The organism is Pseudomonas sp. EA_15y_Pfl1_P101 (assembly GCF_963970835.1).
GTDB classification, from domain to species: domain Bacteria; phylum Pseudomonadota; class Gammaproteobacteria; order Pseudomonadales; family Pseudomonadaceae; genus Aquipseudomonas; species Aquipseudomonas tritici.
In genome coordinates this window covers 1-19,127 of the sequence record NZ_CAXAPA010000021.1, presented here as the reverse complement: position 1 = coordinate 19,127, position 19,127 = coordinate 1, and the positions used below count along the sequence as shown (strand labels likewise).

Here is a 19,127-nt window from a genome sequence, read left to right as displayed (position 1 = left end):
CGTTATCTATTCTCCTTGTCCGAGCCCTTCAACAGGCCGGTGGCCTTGCTATCAAGAAGTGAGCCCGCCTGCTCTTGATACCCTTTGCGCAGTTTCTCCGCGATCAGCTTTTCCGCTTCGCGCAAAGCACGTTCAGGGCTGTCGAGGGACTTGATGAGGGTCTGGCCCTTGGTGCCGATGCGGCCGAAATTCACCGTCACCTCGGACTCCGCGACGCCAATACGCCAGAACTTGTTGGAGTTGCCTTCACCAAAGGTGAACTCACGCATCAAGAGTGTCGCTTCAGTGATGATTGGTGGTTCGGCCTCAATCTCGACTGTTTCCTCTACCTGTTCGGGCTCTGGCAGCGCAGGGGCTTCCTCACCCCGTAGGAGTGTTTCGATGCTATTGAGCACGTCTTCCGGGTCGCGCAACCAGTCATGGCTGAGCACATCGATGATCTTCCAGCCAAAGCTGCGCAAAACCGTCGGGCGGAAGATGTAACGCTCACGCACGTCAGCCGCGGCCGACGTGTCGCTGTCCAGCAGCACTCCCAGACTGAAGTGTTCACCGCTGGCGTCGCTGATCGCCAGGTCACAGCGGAACTGTGAACGCCCGACATATTCCTGGACCGAATGGCCGCGCTTGCGCAACGCGGCGGCGAGGGCACTGCGCAGGTGGTCCTTGGGCAGGCTGACGGCAAAGGACTGCTTGGCGCCTGGATTGAGGTTGGCGAGGATACCCTGTGAGCGCGGCGCATCCCCGCTGGCACTGGCCTGGGCGAACTGCAGGAACGCACGCAGTGCGGCGGCACCATCGTTGTGGGTGTTGGTGATGGCTTCGGACTCAATGCTGGAGACAATCGCCATGCGCTTGCGCGCACGACTGAAGATCACGTTAAGGCGTTTTTCCCCGCCGCGCTGGTTGATCGGGCCGAAGTTCATCAACATCTTGCCGTTCGGTCCCGGCGCGTAGCAGATGCTCAGGATGATCACATCGCGCTCATCACCCTGGACGTTCTCCAGGTTCTTGACGAACAGGCCATTGAACTGCCCGGCATCTTCACGCAGATACTCGCGCTCAAGGCGTGTGGCAAAGGCCGGGTCGTTGCTGGCCAGGCCTTCCAGGGCTTGCTCGATGGCACCTTGCTGGGCCTCGGAAAAGGCCACAATGCCCAGGCTCAGGCCGGTCTCGCGTTGCAGCAGTTCACGCACCAGGTTGGCGATGTAGCGGGCTTCGGCCAGGTTGCTGCGGCTGAGGTAGACGCCATCGCTCATCTTCAAAAAGCTGATCGGGCTGTCGAGCAGCGTGTTGGCACCCTGAATCACCGCCTGGGCATCGGTGGAGTCCAGGGCGGCGTGGGCTGGGGCAGGGCGCTCGATACGCCGGTCAGGAATGGTGATCAGCCGCCCTTCGTAGAACGCTGCGTTGGAGAAACTGATCAACGCTTCGTGCCGGCTGCGGTAGTGCCAGGCCAGGAGGGTCGCCGGCAAGTTGCGTGCGGCCTGGCTCAGCAGGCTGTCGGCATCGAGGTTGATTGCGATCTGTTCCCCGTCCTCCATGGCAATCAGGTCGTTATCGTCCTGGTCGCCGGCACTGGAGAAGAAGTTGGTCGGTGGCAACTGCATCTCGTCACCCACCACAATCACCTGCTGCGCGCGGCTCAGGGCTGGCACGGCTTCCTCGCTGGGGATCTGGCTGGCTTCGTCAAAAATCACCACATCAAACAGGTCTGGGGTCAACGGCAGGGTGTCGGACACCGACAACGGGCTCATCAGCCAGATGGGCTTGAGGTCGTTGATCACCCGACCGCTGTCGCCACTGGCCATTTCGCGAATGGAGCGATAGCGCATGGTCTTGCCCAGCTCATGTTCCAGTTCGCGACGGCCCTTGGCATAGGCTTTCTTGAACTCGCGGGCCGGCGCGTCCAATTGTGTCACCGACATCGCCGATTGCTTTACATGCTCCAAAAAACGCTGGTGCAGCGTAGCGCTGAGCACGTGAGCATTGCTCTTGAGCAGGTTACTTTCAGCCTGGCTGACCTGACGCGCGGCCAGGCTCAAGGCCGGGCCATCGAAGCGTGCCAACTGCGGGTTGGCGCGGTACAGGCGGGTCAGGTTTTCCTGGGCAATCAACCCGTCCAGCGCGTGCTGTGGCAAAGCATACTGCTGCACGACCGCAAGGCAGACGGGATCGGCCTGGTGCAGCTCGTTGAGCAGGGGGAGGGTGTCGGGCAGTTCGTCGAGTTCTTCACGCAGGTCGCGCAGGTATTCGGCCAGCTCGGCCAGGCTTGGCGCCGGGTCGAACACGCAATGCTGGGCAACCAGCTTGTCCAGGCGCGCTATGGGCTGGCGCAGGCTGGCTTCCTGGCGTACACCGGGCAAGGTGCTCGGGTTGCCACGCAGACCTTCGACCCACTTTCGCAACAACGGTGATGCGCTCAGTTGCTGTAGCAGGGCGTTCAGATTGTGCACGAACAAGTCGATATCCTGGATGCCATAGCGACTTTGCAGGCGTTGCTGTTCGACGTGCAGCTCGGCAGTGGCGCGGTGTTCGCCGGCCAGGTTGTCGAGCACACTGCGCAGGCTGGGGCGAATAGCGTGCTGACTGAAGTCGTAGCGGCGTTGAAGTTCGCCACGCAGGCGCCACCAGGCGGGTTGCAACCAACGCAGCAGTGAACCTTCCTGGCGCAGTACCTGCTCCAGGGCCGCTTTGGTATCTTGAGGCTCAAGTTTTTCGCGCCAATGGCGCGTGGTTTCACTGGCGTTGTGCAGTTGCACGATCAGTGCCTGCAAGGCGGCCTGTTCGGCGTGCAGCGTTTGGGAACCCGCTGAACCAGGCTCCAGCAGGTCGAGGTGCGCCGCCAGGTTGGCCCCGGTCAGTTGCTCGGCGGCCTGGGTCAGCAAGCATGCATCCGTCAGGTGGGTGTCACCGGACAGCAGGGTGGACGATGACTCCAGGAAAGACTCGACGCTGCCCATCAGCCCACTGGCTTCCTCCAGAAACGCCTTGAGCTGGCCGTAGGCATGCTCGTGGGCGATCAGGCCTGAGGCCAGACGACTGAAGGGGTGACGCGCAAAGCTGTCGAGGCCGAAGCGTTCCTTGATGGCCTGATACAACCGGCCGGTCAGCTCGTGTTGTGCCTGCCAGTGACGCCATTCGGGAAGGCGCTCCAGGGCTTCGGGCGGTAGCGATGCAGTAACGGGTGGCAGCTCGATCACATGACGGACCAACTCACGCACCGAGCAGGCCAAGGACTCCGGCACCCCGACCATCGCCTGCTCAAAGCGCTCAATCAGGCCCAGTTGTTGGCTCAGGGTGGCCAGTGTGGCGTCGCGCCGTGCTTGCAACTGCGGCGATTGAGCATCGCCGGCAATCCAGCGCTCATAACACTCGCGCAGGTTGCCCACGAAGGCTTTCTTGTCCGTCTGGGAGTCGTGAATCAGGCAGCACAATTCGCCCAGTTCACTCTGTTGCAGGCGATGGAACACCACGTCCAACGCCGCGCGCTTTTCACACACAAACAACACCCGCAGGCCCCGCGCGGCATAGTCGGCGATCAGGTTGGTGATGGTCTGTGACTTGCCGGTGCCCGGAGGCCCTTGAATGATGAAGTGACGACCGGTCCTGGCCAGACTGACGGCGGCGTTCTGCGTCGCGTCACCGGCCACCACGTTCCACTGGTCGGGCAGCGGGATCGGGTCCGAGGACTGTACTTCGACGTCTCGAGGCTCGATCGAGAACATCCGGTCAAACGCTTCATTTTGCGCCGGCTCGTCGATCAGCTGTGCGTAGTCACGCACCAGCGACATCTTGCGATAGTTGAAGTTGGCCAGGGTTACCTGGGTGAGGTCGATGTCCCAGGCGTAGCGATGCCCCTGGTTCTCGGGCATGGCGAAGGTGCTGTTTTCGGCGCTGCTGGCAACCATCTGAGGATGTTGATTGCGCAGCACGGGTTTGGCGCCTACGGCCAGGCGCAGCGGCAACTCGCTGGGCAGGACCTTCTGCTGGAACAATTGCAGGCCCAGCGGACGGAAATCTTCGCGGTCGTAGCTGAAATCCGCTTTCACCAAAGGCGTCGACAAGCGCTGGCGGGCACGACGGCGCTGGAAGTGCTGCAGATGCTGCACGGCCTTCTGGTGGATCAGCTCGATTTGCGGCTTGCTTTGCAGGCGCAACTCGACGCCGGGCTCGGTCAGTTTGATCTGGCGCGCAATATCGGCGTGGATGGCTTCCAGGGAGGTCTTTTGCAGGTCAACGGTTTCCGGCAACTGGATATTGTAGAGCTGACGCAATTGATGACGCAGTACCGGGTTGAACTCCGCTTCGGTCTCATCGCACTGCAACATGAACTGGTCGCGCACGCCCTTTTTGCGACTCAGTTCCACCGGTAGCCAGAGCAGGGGAGTGACGATGCGCTCTTGCGGCGTGTCCTTGAGGTTGTGCCAGCGCATGAAGGCTACGACCAGGCGCAGGTTGCTGAAACCGAACTCTGCGCGGTCGCGGCGGGTTTCCTGGATGATGCGTTCGAGCGACGCCTGCAACCAGGTTTGGTCTTCAAACCGCAACCATTGTTGCAGGCCAACCGATTTGCCGCTCAACACCTGCTCGGAGAAGCCACCGAAGGTGGGCTGCCAGGTGCACAAGGCTTCGGGCCGGATACTTTCAACACGCATCACCAAGGGGACGCTGGCTACGGTCAAGTTGACGTTGGCTTGTGTCGGTCTGAAGTACAACAGGCGGTTGCGTCGTGAAAGGTCAAACAACCGGTTGCGCAGATGCTCCAGCACCACGGTGCGCCGTGAAGCCGGGCCTTTGGCCTGGGCCAACACACGCTCGACATCCAGGCTGGCCGGCTGTTCGCGCCAGGATTCCAGGCGTCGAATCAGCGAACTGACATCCCTGGAGCGCTCATGGCGGTTCAGCTCCGTCATTTCGACGATCAGATTGGCCAGCACCGGGTTGAGCCGACCGTTGAGCTGAAACAGGTTACGGCGGTGACGGGCAAAGGCCTTGAGGTCGTTGATATCGGCGAAATCCAACCCGCACGCCAGGCAGGCCAGCAATTGGCCGAGCTGGAAAATATCGGTGATTTCGTCGTGGTGCCCGAGGCGATGCTCCCAACTGTGCAGGTCAGTGAGGAAAACCGGGTGATCAATCGTCTCATGCGGGTCTTCCTGGACTTGCAGGTCGGTCACGGCCACACCACTTTCCGAATCCCGGATCAGGCGGACCTTGCCGACGACATTCAGCGCCGACTCGGGATTAGGTTGCACCTGCTTGATCGCTTCCAACGCCAGCCGTGGCGTAACGCCCTCGGGATTGCGCAGTTGCAGTGTGCGTTCCGGCCCTTGCAGCACATCGAGATAACTGAGCTGGGCGACACGTCCCAGTTCATGCAAGTGCGCGACCTGACGCAGTAGCGGCAGCGCCAGGAACAGCACATCGTCAATGGGGACGGCGACGCCATCGTGGGTCTGCAGCAATTGAGTGAAGTTGATGGGTTGGGTTATCGGGTCCATGTGTCGACCTCCGCTTTGAGCGCGCGAACGATCGGGTCGAGCTCACGTTTGGGTAATTTGATATCGCGCTTGAGCACGCGGATAAAGTCGTCGGCACTGCCGAGTTTCTTCGCGGTGCGCGCCGCGTGCAACAAGGCCTCATCTCGCAGGTCGCGGTCCACCAGGCTCAGGTCGAGCATGATGAAGTGCAGGTATTCGTGGATGCTCGCGTCGACAAGCTCGGCATTTAGCGTGCCCAGGTCCAGCGTCGCTTCATTGTCTTTCCAGTCGGGAAAGAAACCACGCACCTGATTGAGCACCACCTCCGATTGCAGCACAGAGGTGCCGATGAAGCCGGCGATAAACCTGCGGGTGAGGGCGGTCAGCTCGACTTGGCCGGTTACATCCAAGCGATTGAGCGACAACGGCCCACGCAACCGGCCATATAGCCAATTGTCGGTATCCGGCACCTGCCGCCACCAGTTGTCCACCGCCTGGGAGCGCAGAAACGTCTCCGGGTGCGAAACGCCTTGGGAGACCTGTGCCTCATTACCATCCAGTTCCTGAGCCTGCTTCAGATAACTGGCGGCATCGACGCTGACAATCCCGGTGTGAATCTTGACCAGCGAGGTAATCGACGCTGTCGGTCCGCTAGCCACCAGGGCCGCGCCTCGGTCGGCGTAGATTTCAGTGTGCAGGCTATATAAACGTGCGGTCTGTTCCAGGCTGGGAGGCGTATTCATATCGGCCATGGCGTGATTGAGAATCCGCTCGGCGGTGAGATAGTCGCCACCGTGCTCAGACCATAAGCGGTAATGGGCCAGCTCATGCCCCAGCAGCGCCAGTAACTCCTGAGCGTCCAGTCGCTCAAGAACCGGCCCGTAGAACACCACGTGCACTTCACCGGCCAGGTAATACAGGCTGGCATTCATCGTGCCATCGCCGGCTTGATAAAGGGTCGCGGGCGCCTGGATCTGCAAGCATTGCAGCGCCGTCTCACACGCCTGATAGGCCTGCGGATGGGTCTCTGGGCTCAGGCGATACGTGTCTCTTAGCAACTGCGCGCGTACATCCTGGGCATGTTCCTGCTGAACACCCAGAGACGAGGCCCATTCCCACACGACAGCTTCATGGGCTTTCAGGTAATCGACCACACGCTGATGGTAAGGCAAGGGGGTCAGGCTGCTGATGTCCAGCGCGGGGGTGCTCATTTTTCAAACGTCCTTGAGAGGATACGGCTCCATAGACTGCAGACTTGGGCTGGCATCCCGGTATCAGTGATCGGCAATAGACGCGGAGCATACCTAGGGGGTGGGAAAATTACTTGTGAAAGTGCATGGGTGCGTGGGCAGCATGAAAATGCAGTTAGAGTGGTCATCTTTGTCCTGATAACTGTGTGACAAATGAATATTCCGTTTTTTGTTTCTCTGGATGGACCCAAAGGCACCGGCAAAACCACGCTGTTGGAGGCCGTAACGGCAACACTGAGGGCGGACAACAAGAAAGTCATCCGACTTTGCGAGAGAAAAAGCGATCCCTACAGAAGGGAAACCATGGCCCTGGTTAATGAACTTGCCAGAAATCCCTCACGGGATCTGGAATGGGCTGTGTGCGAGCGCTTTGCCGACAGTCGCAGCTGGATATCCCGGAACGTGCTGACTCAGCAGCCGTTGGACAGCATTATCCTGATTGATCGCTGGTATCCGTCCGATGCTGCTTTTCGACACACCGTCTCGTTTGCAGAGATTCTCCAGTTGAACCAGGAGCGAGACGTGCGAGTACCGGATGTGCATGTCGGCGTTGTCACCGCGCCGGATATTTCGTGGGCAAGGGCAACTGCACGGTCGCGAGGATTGGGCGGTACAGTGATCCAGAAGTATGCAGAGCATGTTACATGCACAGAGATGTTCGAGCAGGCGGTTGCGGATCATGGCTGGGTGATGTGCCGTAATGAAGGTGCGATCGAAGACGCAGTGAAGCATGTGGTGGCTGAGATCCAAAAAGTAGCTGGGTGAACAGCCCATTCGAGCTTGGCGAACACCCCATTGATGCGCCTTATCTCAAAGACGTTGAAGCGACAGTTATCATTAGGTCCCGTGTCAAATTGGTGTGCAGTTGATCCTCCGCCTAGTCAGTTCGTATCGCCCTTGGACTTAATCCATATATTTGCCAGAAAAAAACGGCCGGTTAAGGCCGTAAAGAGGGATGAATCACACGAGTTGCTGCGCTGAGTGGTGCAAGTGCATTGTGACTATATTGCAAAGTGGTCACAAGTTGTCAACCTTGATGGGGATGCGTAAGCTACGAGCATGAACCAGTCATCAGTCTCCTCACCCGGCGTTCGTGGCCCAGCCGATCATGACATTCGAGATCAGATTGTCGCGGCGGCCAACGAGCATTTCAGCCAGTACGGTTACAGCAAAACCACGGTTTCCGACCTGGCCAATGCTATCGGATTTTCCAAGGCTTACATCTACAAATTCTTCGATTCCAAACAGGCGATCGGCGAAGCCATCTGCTCAAATTGCCTGGTGGAAATCGTTGCGGCGGTTGAACATGCCATCAGTGTCGATGATATTTCGTCGACGGAGCGATTTCGACGCTTGGTCAGGACCTTGATCTCCACAGGTGCAAGCCTGTTCTTTAACGATCGAAAACTCTATGACATTGCCGCTCTTGCGGCGTCAGAAAGCTGGCCGAGTACACAAAATTACGACGCAAAGATTAAACGTTTCGTATTGCAGATTGTGCGTGACGGCCGGGAAAGCGGTGAATTTGAACGCAAAACTCCATTGGACGAGACGGTAGATTCCATCCATTTTGCGTTGCGGCCTTTCGTCAACCCTTTGCTGCTGCAATACAATCTCGACTTCGTTGAGACAGCACCCACGCTAACCTCAAACTTAATATTGCGCAGCCTCATGCCGTGATTCCAGGCTGCGTATCCTGCGCAGCTTTCATGTGAGGGTCTAAAAAATATCTTTCCAGGTTCTGCCACGGCATCGTGCTGCGTGGTAACTCTTTCTGTCTGATTTGTGACCATTGACATAAATGGTCACATAGCTAAATATGACGCCTCAGCTTCGGAGGAATTGTCATGATTCAGCGCCGCTCTATTACTTCCGTGACGGTCGCCGGGTCCTTTGGGCGTGACAGACGGTGGCCCTTTTACATGATGCAAACGAACTGAAAGCCATAACAAAACTACTGCTAACCGGTTCTTTCCGGTAATCAAGAAGAGTTCTAATAATGAAAAAAAAATGCTCAAGCGTCCACTTGGACTGGCTGTCGTGCTTGCTTCTTCTAATGTGCTAGCGAGCGGTTTTGCGCTAAACGAACAAAGCATCAGCGGGATGGGCTCCGGGTTTGCCGGTCGCTCTTCTTCGGCTGAAGACGCGAGCACCGTCTTCGGTAATCCGGCGGGTATGGCTCGCTTGAAAAACGAGCAGGTCAGCGTGGGCGGCGCGACGCTTTTCGCGAAGTCGGATATAAGCCAGACGCGCAGTACATTCGGCGGTCAGGAAGACGGCGACATGGTGCCAGTGACCACGGTACCGATGGGGTACTACGTCAAGCCTATTGATGAGCATTGGGCATTCGGTGTGGGGTTCTATGTGCCGTTTGGTCTGATGACCGATTACGGCAGCGATTTTGCTGGCCGTTACTATGCCAACAAAAGTGAAGTCACGACCCTTACGTTTCAGCCCACGGTCAGCTATGCCTTTAACGATAAAGTATCGATCGGGTTTGGTCCTACCATCAACCGCATCAGCGGCGAGCTGTCCGGGATGGTGCCCAATCCGCTGAGCCCCGGCCGCAATGACGGCAAACTCAAAAGCACTGGGGATGACACGGCTCTGGGTTTCAACGTGGGTATTTTGGTGCAGGCTACAGACCGAACCCGCCTGGGGATGACTTACCATTCCAAGGTCAGCTACCGCCTGGATGCCAAGACCAAGGTCACTGGCGGTCTCTTTAGCGTGCTGGGGGTGAGTGGTCGCAGCTATGACGCTTCGCTGGCGGTGGATACTCCAGAGTCCGTGGACATGTCGTTGACTCATCAACTGGATGATGACTGGACCCTATACGCTGGGAGTACCTGGACGCGGTGGAGTCGCTTCAAGGAATTGACCAGCGAGACCAAAGGGTTGCCTCCTTTGTTGAATGCTCAGCTAGGTTCCGTCACCGAAGAACAGAACTGGCATGATACGTGGGCTCACGCGATCGGCGCGGCGTACAAGTTAAATGATCACTGGGTGCTTCGTTCCGGCTTCTCGGTCGATCAGTCGCCCACCAATAACACCGATCGAGGGCCGCGCATTCCTACGGGCGACCGGAAAGTGTTCAGCGTCGGCGCAGGCTGGACCCCGGTAGACAATGTCACGATTGATGTCGCCTACTCTTATCTGTGGGAAGAGAGTGTTCAGATCAACCACGTCTCTGCGACCAGGGGCGCATACAGTTCCAAGTATAAAAACAGCGCGAGCGGTCTTGGAGCCTCTGTCAGTTATCGGTTCTGATTGGCTGCTTCCACACACCGGCCGGGAGTCGCGCATTACTTCCGGCCGTTTAGAACATTCCCAACGCTTACCGTTGGGAAAGGCTATTTTTTCACGCGCTCAGACGCCCATTACGTGCTCCATCAGCCCCTGATGAAAGCGACGAGGCGTGGCCCAGGTCAGGACGCTGATGGCCTTGTTGCCGAAACCCGGCACAACGCTCATTCGTCCCGCTTGCAGTGCGCGGATTCCTGCTTGTACCACGGGCTGGGGTTGCATCATCACCCTGCGCAAGAGGGGTGTGATCTTTTGCTTGGCGTTTGATGCAAAGCCGGTGTCAGACATGCCTGGACACAGCGCAGTGACGACGACACCGTCACCTTTGAGTTCACGATGAAGCGCATCGGAGAATCTCAGCACATAAGCTTTGGCGGCGGAGTAAACGGCAAAGTTTTTAACGCCTTGGTAAGACAGCAGACTTGCAACCATCAAGACATGCCCTTTGCGCCGTGCTCGCATATCTTCAGCAAAGAGACGAGTCATGGCGGTCAGGCTGGCGACATCCAAGTCGATCATAGCCAAGGAGCTTTCCAGAGGCTCGTCCAGGAATGCGCCCTGTAGGCCATAGCCTGCGTTGTTGATCAGTATGTCGACGACAATGTTGCGGTCATGCAGGGATCGATGCAAATCGATAATTACATTAATGGATGAAAGGTCCGCCTGTTGCACCAACACATCGACGGCGTAACGTGCGCGCAACTCATCAGCGAGCGCTTCAAGCTCATTCAGCCTGCGCGCAACCAGGATCAATGCTCTTCCTTCTGCAGCATATTGTCGCGCAAACTCTCTGCCGAATCCGCTTGATGCGCCGGTAATGAGTACCCAGGAATTATTGTTCGACTGCATAGTAATGTTCTCCGGCGTCTTGCTGTTGTGTTGTTCGGCAACTCGCCGTTTTGTGCTATTCCCAGGGGCCGGCAGAGCAGGCTTGGCTGGCTATCGAGTCGCCACAGGCCGAGGTTCAGGCGCTTGCCATCCACCGCCGAGCGCTCTGAATGCTGCGACCGCCGCCCGAGCCGATTCTGTTCGCGCTTGTGCGCGTGCATCGGAAGCCCGCAACAGGGTCTCGTCGGCGTGCAGAACATCGATCAGGCTGGCGGTGCCCTTTTCATAGGCGGTGAACGACGATTGGCGTGCCTGTGTCAGAGCGTCCTCCCCTGTGGCGAGGGTGGTTGCCTGAACTTCCCGATTTACCAGGGCGGAGAAGGCGTTTTCGACATCCTCCGTGGCGTGTAGTACAGACTGGCGGTAAGCAGCCAGGGCTTCGGCTTCCTGCCCCTTCGCCTGGTCAATCTGTGCGTTTATGCGACCGAAGTCGAAGAGTCTCCAGCGCAAGCCCAAGACGCCTGCCGACTGGCTGGCACCGCCGGTAAACAGGTTGCCGCCGGATACGGCCGTGGCACTGCCGAGCAATGCGCTAAGTGAAAACTTCGGGTAGTACTCGGCGTTGGCCTCACCGATGCGTGCGTTGGAGGCCGCGAGGCGGCGCTCAGCCACAATCAGATCTGGCCGGCGGCGCAGCATATCGGCGGGTGTTCCAGTGTCGCTCAGTTGTGGTGCCAGAGGAATCGTGCCCTGACTCGCCAATTGCGTTCGATGCGTGCCTGGAGGTGTGCCGAGGATCACATCGAGCGCGTTCATGGCGGCATCCAGGCCGGTTTGCAGGGCCGGCACTGTCGCCTGGACTTGCGACAGCGCGCCCTCCGTTTGGCGAACCTCATAGCTGGCGGCGAGGCCTTTGCCATAGAGCAGTTGGACTTTTTCCAGCAATTGCTCCTGTGTTTTGACTTGTCGGTTTGCGATGTCCAGCCGGGCCTGAAATCCACGGATCGTGATGTAGATATCAGCCGTCTGCGCAGCGATGGCCAGGCGTGTGGCGGCAACGCCAGCCTCGGAGGCCCGGTACTCGGCCAGTGCGGCCTCGCGTCCGCGTCGCAGACCGCCAAATACATCCACCTCCCAGCTCGCATCAAGGTTGAGCTCGTAGGAACTTCCGTAGCGATCAAAGCCAGGGGTTGAATTCAGCACTTGGCCGAGTGGCGTCTCGATTGACTGATAGGACCGCGCAGCCTGACCACTGATATTTCCCGAGGGAAGTAAAGCGGCATTGACGGCGCCCAGTCCTGCGCGCGCTTGTGTGACTCGCGCCGCCGCTTGTGCCAGGTCCAGGTTCTGCGCAAGGGCTTTAGAGACGAAGTCGGCCAACTGTGGATCACCGAAGCCTTCCCACCACGCGACAAGACTCGCCTGCGGCGTACCAGGCCGCTGTTCAACAGCCGCCTGGCCCATATATCCACCGGAAAGCGGCGCGTCAGGACGCTGATAGTCCGGACCGACCGTGCAACCTGCTATCAGGCTGGCGCTCACCAAAAGAGCGAGGGGGTGAAGGGAGGGCATTGAGATTCCTTGAATCGAATGTTGATTGTGACCATATTACTTAATGGTCACAGCCTGTCAATTGACACTATCGAGCCACGGGAAGAGTGGCCGATAACAAGCATTTTTACCGCTTTCAAGTTGGTGCACCATGATTGTGACCGTTGACAATTATAGTCACAAGTCTAAAAATATGATTTCCATCCTATTATTGAATCAAGGGAATCTATGCGCCGGCTTCGACCTGTCCCTATTGCCGCTTGCTTGTTGCCTCTCGTCCTGACGGCGTGTGGTGACTCATCCACCGCTCAAGATCCGCGCACGCAAGCCCCTCTGGTGAGGTCGGCAGCGGTTCAGGGTTCCTCCGATATCTCGCGTTCTTTCACTGGGGTGGTCGCTGCCCGTACTCAGGGCGATTTGGGCTTTCGGGTGTCAGGCAAGATCCTTGAGCGTCTGGTTGACACCGGCCAGACCGTCAAGCGTGGCCAGCCGCTCATGCGCCTCGACCCGATTGACTTGGGTTTACAGGCGCGGGCACAGCAAGAGTCGGTCACAGCTGCTCGGGCCCGAGCCAAGCAGACTGCGGATGACGAAGCGCGCTACCGTGATCTGGTCGCAGCAGGCGCGGTCTCTGCATCGGCCTATGACCAGATTAAAGCGGCGGCGGATACCGCGAGGGCGCAACTGGGCGCCGCGCAGGCGCAGGCTGACGTGGCGCGCAATGCTTTGGGTTATGCGGTGCTGGTGGCGGATACCGACGGCGTCGTGGTGGAGACGCTCGCTGAGCCTGGGCAAGTCGTCAGTCCGGGGCAGCCAGTGGTTCGGCTCGCGAGGGCAGGGCAGCGCGAAGCGATCGTGCACCTGCCCGAGACCGTGCGCCCGGCAGCCGGGTCTTCCGCGCAAGCGACACTTTATGGCAACACCACCGGTGCTGTTACCGCAAGGCTCAGGCTGCTGTCGGACTCGGCGGACCGTATGACTCGCACCTTCGAGGCGCGGTATGTGCTGGAAGGCGCACTGGCGAATGCACCACTTGGTTCGACTGTCACGGTCAGGATTGCCGAAGGCGCGGCGCAGGGGCCGGTGTTGCAAGTACCCATCGCGGCGGTTTATGACCCTGGCAAGGGGACGGGTGTGTGGGTCATCGCCGGTACACCGGCGAAAGTGAGTTGGCGGCCTGTGCAGGTCCTGGGTTTAAGCGACGATTCAGCGCGCGTCGCAGGCGATCTCAAGGAAGGCGAGCCTGTTGTAGCTTTGGGCGCACACCTGCTGCGGGATGGCGAAGAGGTGCGGCTGGCTCAACAGGGTGACGTCAAGGTTGCGGGGACTCATCCATGAGCGAGGGTCGCTTCAACCTTTCGGCGCTCGCCGTACGCGAGCGCTCGATCACAGTGTTCTTGATCTTCCTGATTGCCGTCGCGGGCATCCTGTCGTTCTTCCAGCTGGGGCGCGCGGAGGATCCTCCCTTTACGGTCAAGCAGTTGACGGTCATCACCGCGTGGCCGGGGGCAACTGCCCAGGAGATGCAGGATCAGGTCGCGGAACCGCTTGAAAAACGCCTGCAGGAACTGAAGTGGTACGACCGCTCGGAAACCTATACCCGCCCAGGCCTGGCGTTCACGATGCTGTCATTGCTCGATAGCACGCCGCCGTCGCAGGTGCAGGAGGAGTTCTATCAGGCGCGTAAAAAGCTCGATGACGAGGCGATCAAACTCCCGGCCGGTGTCATCGGGCCGATGGTCAACGACGAATTCTCGGACGTGACATTCGCCCTGTTTGCCCTGAAGGCCAAAGGCGAGCCACAGCGCCTGTTGGTGCGCGATGCCGAGTCGTTGCGCCAGCGCCTGCTGCATGTGCCGGGTGTGAAGAAGGTCAATATTATCGGGGAGCAGCCCGAACGTATCTTTATCTCGTTTTCCCATGATCGCCTGGCCACCCTGGGCGTATCGCCTCAGGACATTTTTGCCGCGCTGAACAATCAGAATGTGCTCACGCCCGCAGGTTCCATTGAAACCCAAGGCCCCGAAGTCTTCCTGCGCCTGGATGGCGCCTTCGATAAGCTGCAGAAGATCCGGGACACGCCTATTACGCTCCAGGGACGCACGCTCAAGCTCTCTGATGTGGCGACGATCGAACGTGGTTACGAAGATCCCAAAACCTTTCTCGTACGTAACAACGGTGAAGATGCGTTGCTGCTGGGCATCGTAATGCGCGAGGGCTGGAACGGGCTGGACCTCGGCAAGGCGCTGGATGCGGAGACGGTCAAGATCAACCAGGGTATGCCGCTGGGCATGGCGCTCACCAAAGTCACCGATCAAGCGGTGAATATCGATTCCGCCGTCGGCGAGTTCATGGTCAAGTTCTTCGTCGCACTGCTCGTGGTGATGCTGGTGTGCTTTCTCAGCATGGGCTGGCGTGTCGGCGTTGTGGTGGCGGCCGCTGTGCCGTTGACGCTGGCCGTGGTGTTTGTGGTGATGGAGGCTACGGGGAAGAATTTTGACCGGATTACCCTCGGCTCGTTGATCCTGGCGCTCGGCCTGCTGGTGGACGACGCCATCATTGCTATCGAAATGATGGTGGTGAAAATGGAAGAGGGCTACGACCGCATCAAGGCGTCCGCATACGCCTGGAGTCATACGGCGGCGCCGATGCTGTCCGGTACCCTGGTGACGGCGATCGGCTTTATGCCCAATGGCTTCGCGCAATCGACCGCCGGCGAGTACACCAGCAACATGTTCTGGATTGTCGGCATCGCGCTCATTGCCTCCTGGGTGGTGGCCGTCGTCTTCACCCCGTACCTGGGCGTGAAGATGCTACCGAACATCAAGACAGTCGAAGGTGGCCACGCAGCCATCTATAACACCCGTCACTACAACCGCTTCCGCCGGCTGTTGACGCAGGTCATTGCGCGCAAATGGCTGGTGGCCGGTACCGTCATCGTTTTGTTTGTGATGTCGATCCTCGGCATGGGCCTGGTCAAGAAGCAGTTTTTCCCGACCTCGGACCGTCCTGAGGTGCTGGTTGAAGTGCAAATGCCCTATGGAACCTCCATCGAGCAGACCAGCGCCACCACCGCCAAGATAGAGGCCTGGCTGCAACAGCAGGCGGAGGCAAAAATCGTCACGGCCTACATCGGGCAAGGTGCGCCGCGCTTTTATCTGGCGATGGCACCGGAACTGCCGGATCCGTCATTCGCGAAAATCGTGGTGCTGACGGACAGCCAGGAGGCCCGTGAAACCCTCAAGTTGCGTCTGCGCGAGGCGGCTGCCGAAGGCCTTGCGCCAGAAGCGCGGGTCAGGGTCACGCAACTGGTGTTTGGTCCGTACTCGCCATTTCCGGTTGCGTATCGAGTGATGGGGCCTGACCCGGTGAAACTTCGCGAAATCGCCGGCCAGGTGCAGGACGTGTTGCAGGCCAGTCCGATGATGAGAACCGTCAACACCGACTGGGGCCCGCTGACGCCGACCTTGCATTTCACGCTGGATCAGGATCGTTTGCAGGCCGTGGGTTTGACGTCAAGCGCGGTGGCACAGCAACTGCAGTTCCTGCTGGCGGGCGTACCGATCACGGCGGTGCGCGAGGACATTCGTTCGGTGCAGGTGGTCGGGCGCGCGGCAGGTGATATCCGTCTTGATCCCGCCAAAATCGAAGGCTTTACCCTGGTCGGCACGGCGGGTCAGCGGATTCCATTGTCGCAGGTCGGGCAAGTCGACGTACGCATGGAGGATCCGATCCTGCGCCGTCGTGACCGTACGCCGACCATCACCGTACGCGGTGACATTGCCGAGGATCTGCAGCCGCCGGATGTGTCGAGTGTGATTGTGAAGGAACTCCAGCCGATCATCGACAAACTGCCGGACGGCTATCGGATCGAGCAAGCGGGTGCAATCGAGGAGTCGGGCAAGGCCGGTACGGCGATGTTGCCGCTGTTCCCGATCATGATCGCCATGACGCTGCTGGTCATCATTTTGCAGGTCCGCTCAATCTCCGCGATGATCATGGTGTTTCTCACCTCACCGCTGGGGTTGATGGGTGTGGTGCCGACCTTGTTACTGTTTCAACAACCCTTTGGTATCAACGCGCTGGTCGGGCTGATCGCGCTCTCGGGCATCCTGATGCGTAATACGCTGATTCTGATCGGGCAAATCCACCACAACGAACAAGAAGGGCTGGACCCTTTCCATGCGGTGGTCGAAGCCACGGTACAACGGGCCCGCCCGGTCTTGCTGACAGCGATGGCGGCAATCCTGGCGTTCATCCCGCTGACCCATTCGGTCTTCTGGGGGACGCTGGCCTACACCTTGATCGGAGGCACGTTTGTCGGAACCATTGTGACGCTGGTCTTACTGCCCGCGATGTATTCCATCTGGTTCAAGATCCGTCCTGAGTCTGAAAGCAGCACGCATACGGCGAAACCCACCCAAGCACTTTCGACTGATAAATGAAGAGGGCTCAATGAATAATCTCAACGGTCAAAAGCGAATCGTCGTCACGGGCGTCGGCATGGTCGGGCCTCTGGGGTGCGGCGTTGAGGAAGTCTGGAAGCGCTTGTTGGCTGGGCGTTCGGGCATCCGCCAGTTACCGGGCGAGGTGACCGAGGGGACGGGGGTTGCAGTCGGTGGTCAGGTCCCGTCACTGGCGGAAGACGCTATCGCGGGGTATGACCCGGAACGCATCATTTCGGCCAAGGACCGCAAGAAGATGGATCGCTTCATCGAGTTTGCCCTTGTGGCGGCGCATGAGGCGCTTGAGCAGGCAGGCTGGCACCCGACGGAAAGCGAAGACCAGCAGAGGACCGCGACGATCATTGCATCTGGCGTGGGCGGGTTTGGTGTGATTGCCGATGCTGTGCGGACCACCGACACACGTGGCCCGCGCAGATTGTCGCCATTCACTGCGCCGTCTTTTCTCGCCAACATGGCGGCTGGGCACGTTTCCATCCGGCACGGTTTCAAAGGGCCGCTCGGCGCCCCGGTAACGGCCTGTGCCGCCGGCGTACAGGCCATCGGCGATGCCGCCAGAATCATCAGAAATGGTGAGGCAGATATCGCCCTGTGCGGCGGTACCGAAGCGGCGATCGACCGTGTGACCCTGGGGTGTTTTGCAGCGACCCGTGCGCTATCCACCGGTTTTGCCGAGCACCCGCAGCAGGCTTCACGGCCTTTTGATCGGGATCGCGATGGCTTCGTGATGTCCGAAGGCGCGGGGTTGTTAGTGATCGAGTCACTGGAGCATGCCCTCGCGCGTGGCGCCACGCCACTGGCCGAGCTGGTGGGTTATGGCACCAGTGCGGATGCCTATCACCTGACCGCAGGTCCCGAGGACGGCAGCGGCGCACGGCGCGCTATGGAGCAGGCACTGCGTCAGGCTGCTGTCAGCCCTCTGGATGTTCAGCACATCAACGCACATGCGACCTCCACCCAGGTCGGTGACAAGGGCGAGTTGGCCGCTATTCGCTCGGTGTTCGGGAGCGGCTCTGGCGTGGCAATCAGCTCGACCAAGTCTGCCACCGGGCATCTTCTGGGGGCGGCCGGAGGCATCGAGGCGATCTTTACCGTATTGGCGCTTCGTGACCAGGTCGTGCCGCCCACGCTCAACCTGAATCATGCCGATGAGGCGGCTGCCGGGCTTGACCTGGTAAGCCTCAAGTCCCGGGAGATGGCGATCACGCACGCACTCTCAAACGGGTTCGGCTTTGGCGGCGTTAACGCGAGCGTGATGTTCCGTCGCTGGGCGCCTGAGTCTGAAGTGTGAGGCAAGTTTACGCGTGCGCCGGCCGGCGATTGGCGGCGGGTTAAACTGGCGATTAGTCGCGAATATGAAGACAAAAGCTCCACAGATGTGCCATATGGAGAAGGCTTCTCAGGCCCTTGATGTTGCTCGAAAAGTCGTGTTTTTCACGGGTGCTGGTATCTCAGCAGAGAGCGGTATTCCCACGTTCAGAGATAAGCTCACAGGACTGTGAGCAAGACACGATCCCCGGCCCCTTGAAACTGCAAACGCTTTTAGGAAAAACCCCGCTTTGGTTTGGGGGTGGTACCTTTGGCGCCGCCAGCAAGCCATTCAAGCGAAGCCGAATGCAGCCCATGAGATGGTTGCCCGTTTGGCCAGTTCCGATCGAGATGTCTCTGTGGTAACTCAGAATATTGACGAATTGCATGAGCGTGCCGGGTCTCGAGACGTAGTACATCTCCATGGAAGCCTAGCCTGCCCGATCTGCTTCGCATGCAAGCGTCCAGCAGAGTTAACCAACCAACAAGCGGCGATCTCTTTCGAAGGTGAGCTGATCGAGCCTCCTCGTTGTCTTCGCTGCAATGGTCGTCTCCGCCCTGGAGTAGTTTGGTTTGGGGAAGATCTTCCAAATGGAGTCTGGAAAACAGCTATAGATAAAATAAGAGATTGTGACGTTTTGATATCCGTCGGTACCTCGGGAATAGTCAGGCCTGCCGCGGATATTCCCGAGATAGCTTTGGCAGCAGGTGCAACCGTCATCCATGTCAATCTGGAAGATGTGTGTTTGGGTGACCCTTGCGAGTTGATGTTGCTAGGATCAGCGACGGAACTATTGCCGGCACTGCTGACGAAAGCGACCTGGCGGGCAGATAGGCCGACCTCGAATTTAAGACGTAGCACTTCTCGAATCTTACGCATGGATAACCGCTCCACGACGACCTCTCTGCTTCGATAAAAGAGGTCGATGGTAGTGAATTAA

10 protein-coding genes and 1 pseudogene are annotated in these 19,127 nt (G+C 58.9%); 7 read left to right on the top strand and 4 right to left on the bottom strand.

The window, feature by feature from the left end; all coding sequences use genetic code 11:
* Positions 1–2: 2 nt before the first annotated feature.
* Together AACY36_RS25540 and AACY36_RS25535 are read right to left on the bottom strand one after the other, a co-directional pair.
* Positions 3–5,501 carry a WGR domain-containing protein gene (locus AACY36_RS25540; protein ID WP_339497700.1) on the bottom strand — a complete coding sequence of 1,833 codons (5,499 nt, stop codon included), beginning with the start codon at positions 5,499–5,501 and terminating at the stop codon, positions 3–5.
* The gene (locus tag AACY36_RS25535; protein ID WP_339428456.1) at positions 5,489–6,691 is read right to left on the bottom strand and encodes a M48 family metalloprotease; all 1,203 of its coding nucleotides are present in this window, start codon (positions 6,689–6,691) and stop codon (positions 5,489–5,491) included. Before AACY36_RS25535 ends, AACY36_RS25540 begins: the two co-directional genes overlap by 13 nt.
* Before the next feature lie 192 nt (positions 6,692–6,883).
* Here AACY36_RS25535 and AACY36_RS25530 point away from each other — a divergent pair, with 192 nt between their 5' ends.
* The 3 genes from AACY36_RS25530 (at position 6,884) to AACY36_RS25520 (ending at position 10,000) form a co-directional block, all read left to right on the top strand.
* The gene (locus tag AACY36_RS25530) at positions 6,884–7,495 is read left to right on the top strand and encodes a dTMP kinase (RefSeq protein WP_339420235.1); all 612 of its coding nucleotides are present in this window, start codon (positions 6,884–6,886) and stop codon (positions 7,493–7,495) included.
* A gap of 294 nt (positions 7,496–7,789) precedes the next feature.
* The gene (locus AACY36_RS25525) at positions 7,790–8,410 is read left to right on the top strand and encodes a TetR/AcrR family transcriptional regulator (RefSeq protein ID WP_339420237.1); all 621 of its coding nucleotides are present in this window, start codon (positions 7,790–7,792) and stop codon (positions 8,408–8,410) included.
* Positions 8,411–8,740: 330 nt separating this feature from the next.
* Positions 8,741–10,000, top strand: a complete 1,260-nt coding sequence (locus AACY36_RS25520) for an OmpP1/FadL family transporter (protein WP_339428457.1) — start codon at positions 8,741–8,743, stop codon at positions 9,998–10,000.
* Positions 10,001–10,099: 99 nt separating this feature from the next.
* On the opposite strand, the gene AACY36_RS25515 is transcribed toward AACY36_RS25520, so the two are convergent.
* Positions 10,100–10,885, bottom strand: a complete 786-nt coding sequence (locus tag AACY36_RS25515; RefSeq protein WP_339420241.1) for an SDR family NAD(P)-dependent oxidoreductase — start codon at positions 10,883–10,885, stop codon at positions 10,100–10,102.
* A 90-nt stretch (positions 10,886–10,975) separates the two neighbouring features.
* A complete protein-coding gene (locus AACY36_RS25510; RefSeq protein ID WP_339420243.1) occupies positions 10,976–12,436 on the bottom strand; it encodes an efflux transporter outer membrane subunit in 1,461 nt (486 codons plus the stop codon).
* Positions 12,437–12,643: 207 nt separating this feature from the next.
* Between AACY36_RS25510 and AACY36_RS25505 the strand changes: the two genes are divergently transcribed.
* From AACY36_RS25505 to AACY36_RS25490, 4 genes and pseudogenes are all read left to right on the top strand, one after another.
* Positions 12,644–13,753 (top strand): efflux RND transporter periplasmic adaptor subunit, encoded by a 1,110-nt coding sequence (locus tag AACY36_RS25505; protein ID WP_339420245.1) that lies wholly within the window; start codon positions 12,644–12,646, stop codon positions 13,751–13,753.
* Positions 13,750–16,860: an efflux RND transporter permease subunit gene (locus tag AACY36_RS25500; protein WP_339497699.1), complete on the top strand. Its 3,111-nt coding sequence runs from the start codon at positions 13,750–13,752 to the stop codon at positions 16,858–16,860. Before AACY36_RS25505 ends, AACY36_RS25500 begins: the two co-directional genes overlap by 4 nt.
* A 10-nt stretch (positions 16,861–16,870) precedes the next feature.
* The gene (fabF, locus tag AACY36_RS25495; protein WP_339420249.1) at positions 16,871–18,169 is read left to right on the top strand and encodes a beta-ketoacyl-ACP synthase II; all 1,299 of its coding nucleotides are present in this window, start codon (positions 16,871–16,873) and stop codon (positions 18,167–18,169) included.
* A gap of 85 nt (positions 18,170–18,254) precedes the next feature.
* A pseudogene (locus AACY36_RS25490) lies at positions 18,255–19,007 on the top strand (SIR2 family NAD-dependent protein deacylase); the annotation flags it as partial.
* Positions 19,008–19,127: the final 120 nt, after the last annotated feature.

Coding starts and splice junctions, on each gene's coding strand:
- AACY36_RS25540 (WP_339497700.1), bottom strand. CDS start 5,501: ATGGACCCGATAACCCAACCCATCAACTTCACTCAATTGCTGCAGACC.
- AACY36_RS25505 (WP_339420245.1), top strand. CDS start 12,644: ATGCGCCGGCTTCGACCTGTCCCTATTGCCGCTTGCTTGTTGCCTCTC.
- AACY36_RS25520 (WP_339428457.1), top strand. CDS start 8,741: ATGCTCAAGCGTCCACTTGGACTGGCTGTCGTGCTTGCTTCTTCTAAT.
- AACY36_RS25515 (WP_339420241.1), bottom strand. CDS start 10,885: ATGCAGTCGAACAATAATTCCTGGGTACTCATTACCGGCGCATCAAGC.
- fabF (WP_339420249.1), top strand. CDS start 16,871: ATGAATAATCTCAACGGTCAAAAGCGAATCGTCGTCACGGGCGTCGGC.
- AACY36_RS25535 (WP_339428456.1), bottom strand. CDS start 6,691: ATGAGCACCCCCGCGCTGGACATCAGCAGCCTGACCCCCTTGCCTTAC.
- AACY36_RS25525 (WP_339420237.1), top strand. CDS start 7,790: ATGAACCAGTCATCAGTCTCCTCACCCGGCGTTCGTGGCCCAGCCGAT.
- AACY36_RS25500 (WP_339497699.1), top strand. CDS start 13,750: ATGAGCGAGGGTCGCTTCAACCTTTCGGCGCTCGCCGTACGCGAGCGC.
- AACY36_RS25530 (WP_339420235.1), top strand. CDS start 6,884: ATGAATATTCCGTTTTTTGTTTCTCTGGATGGACCCAAAGGCACCGGC.
- AACY36_RS25510 (WP_339420243.1), bottom strand. CDS start 12,436: ATGCCCTCCCTTCACCCCCTCGCTCTTTTGGTGAGCGCCAGCCTGATA.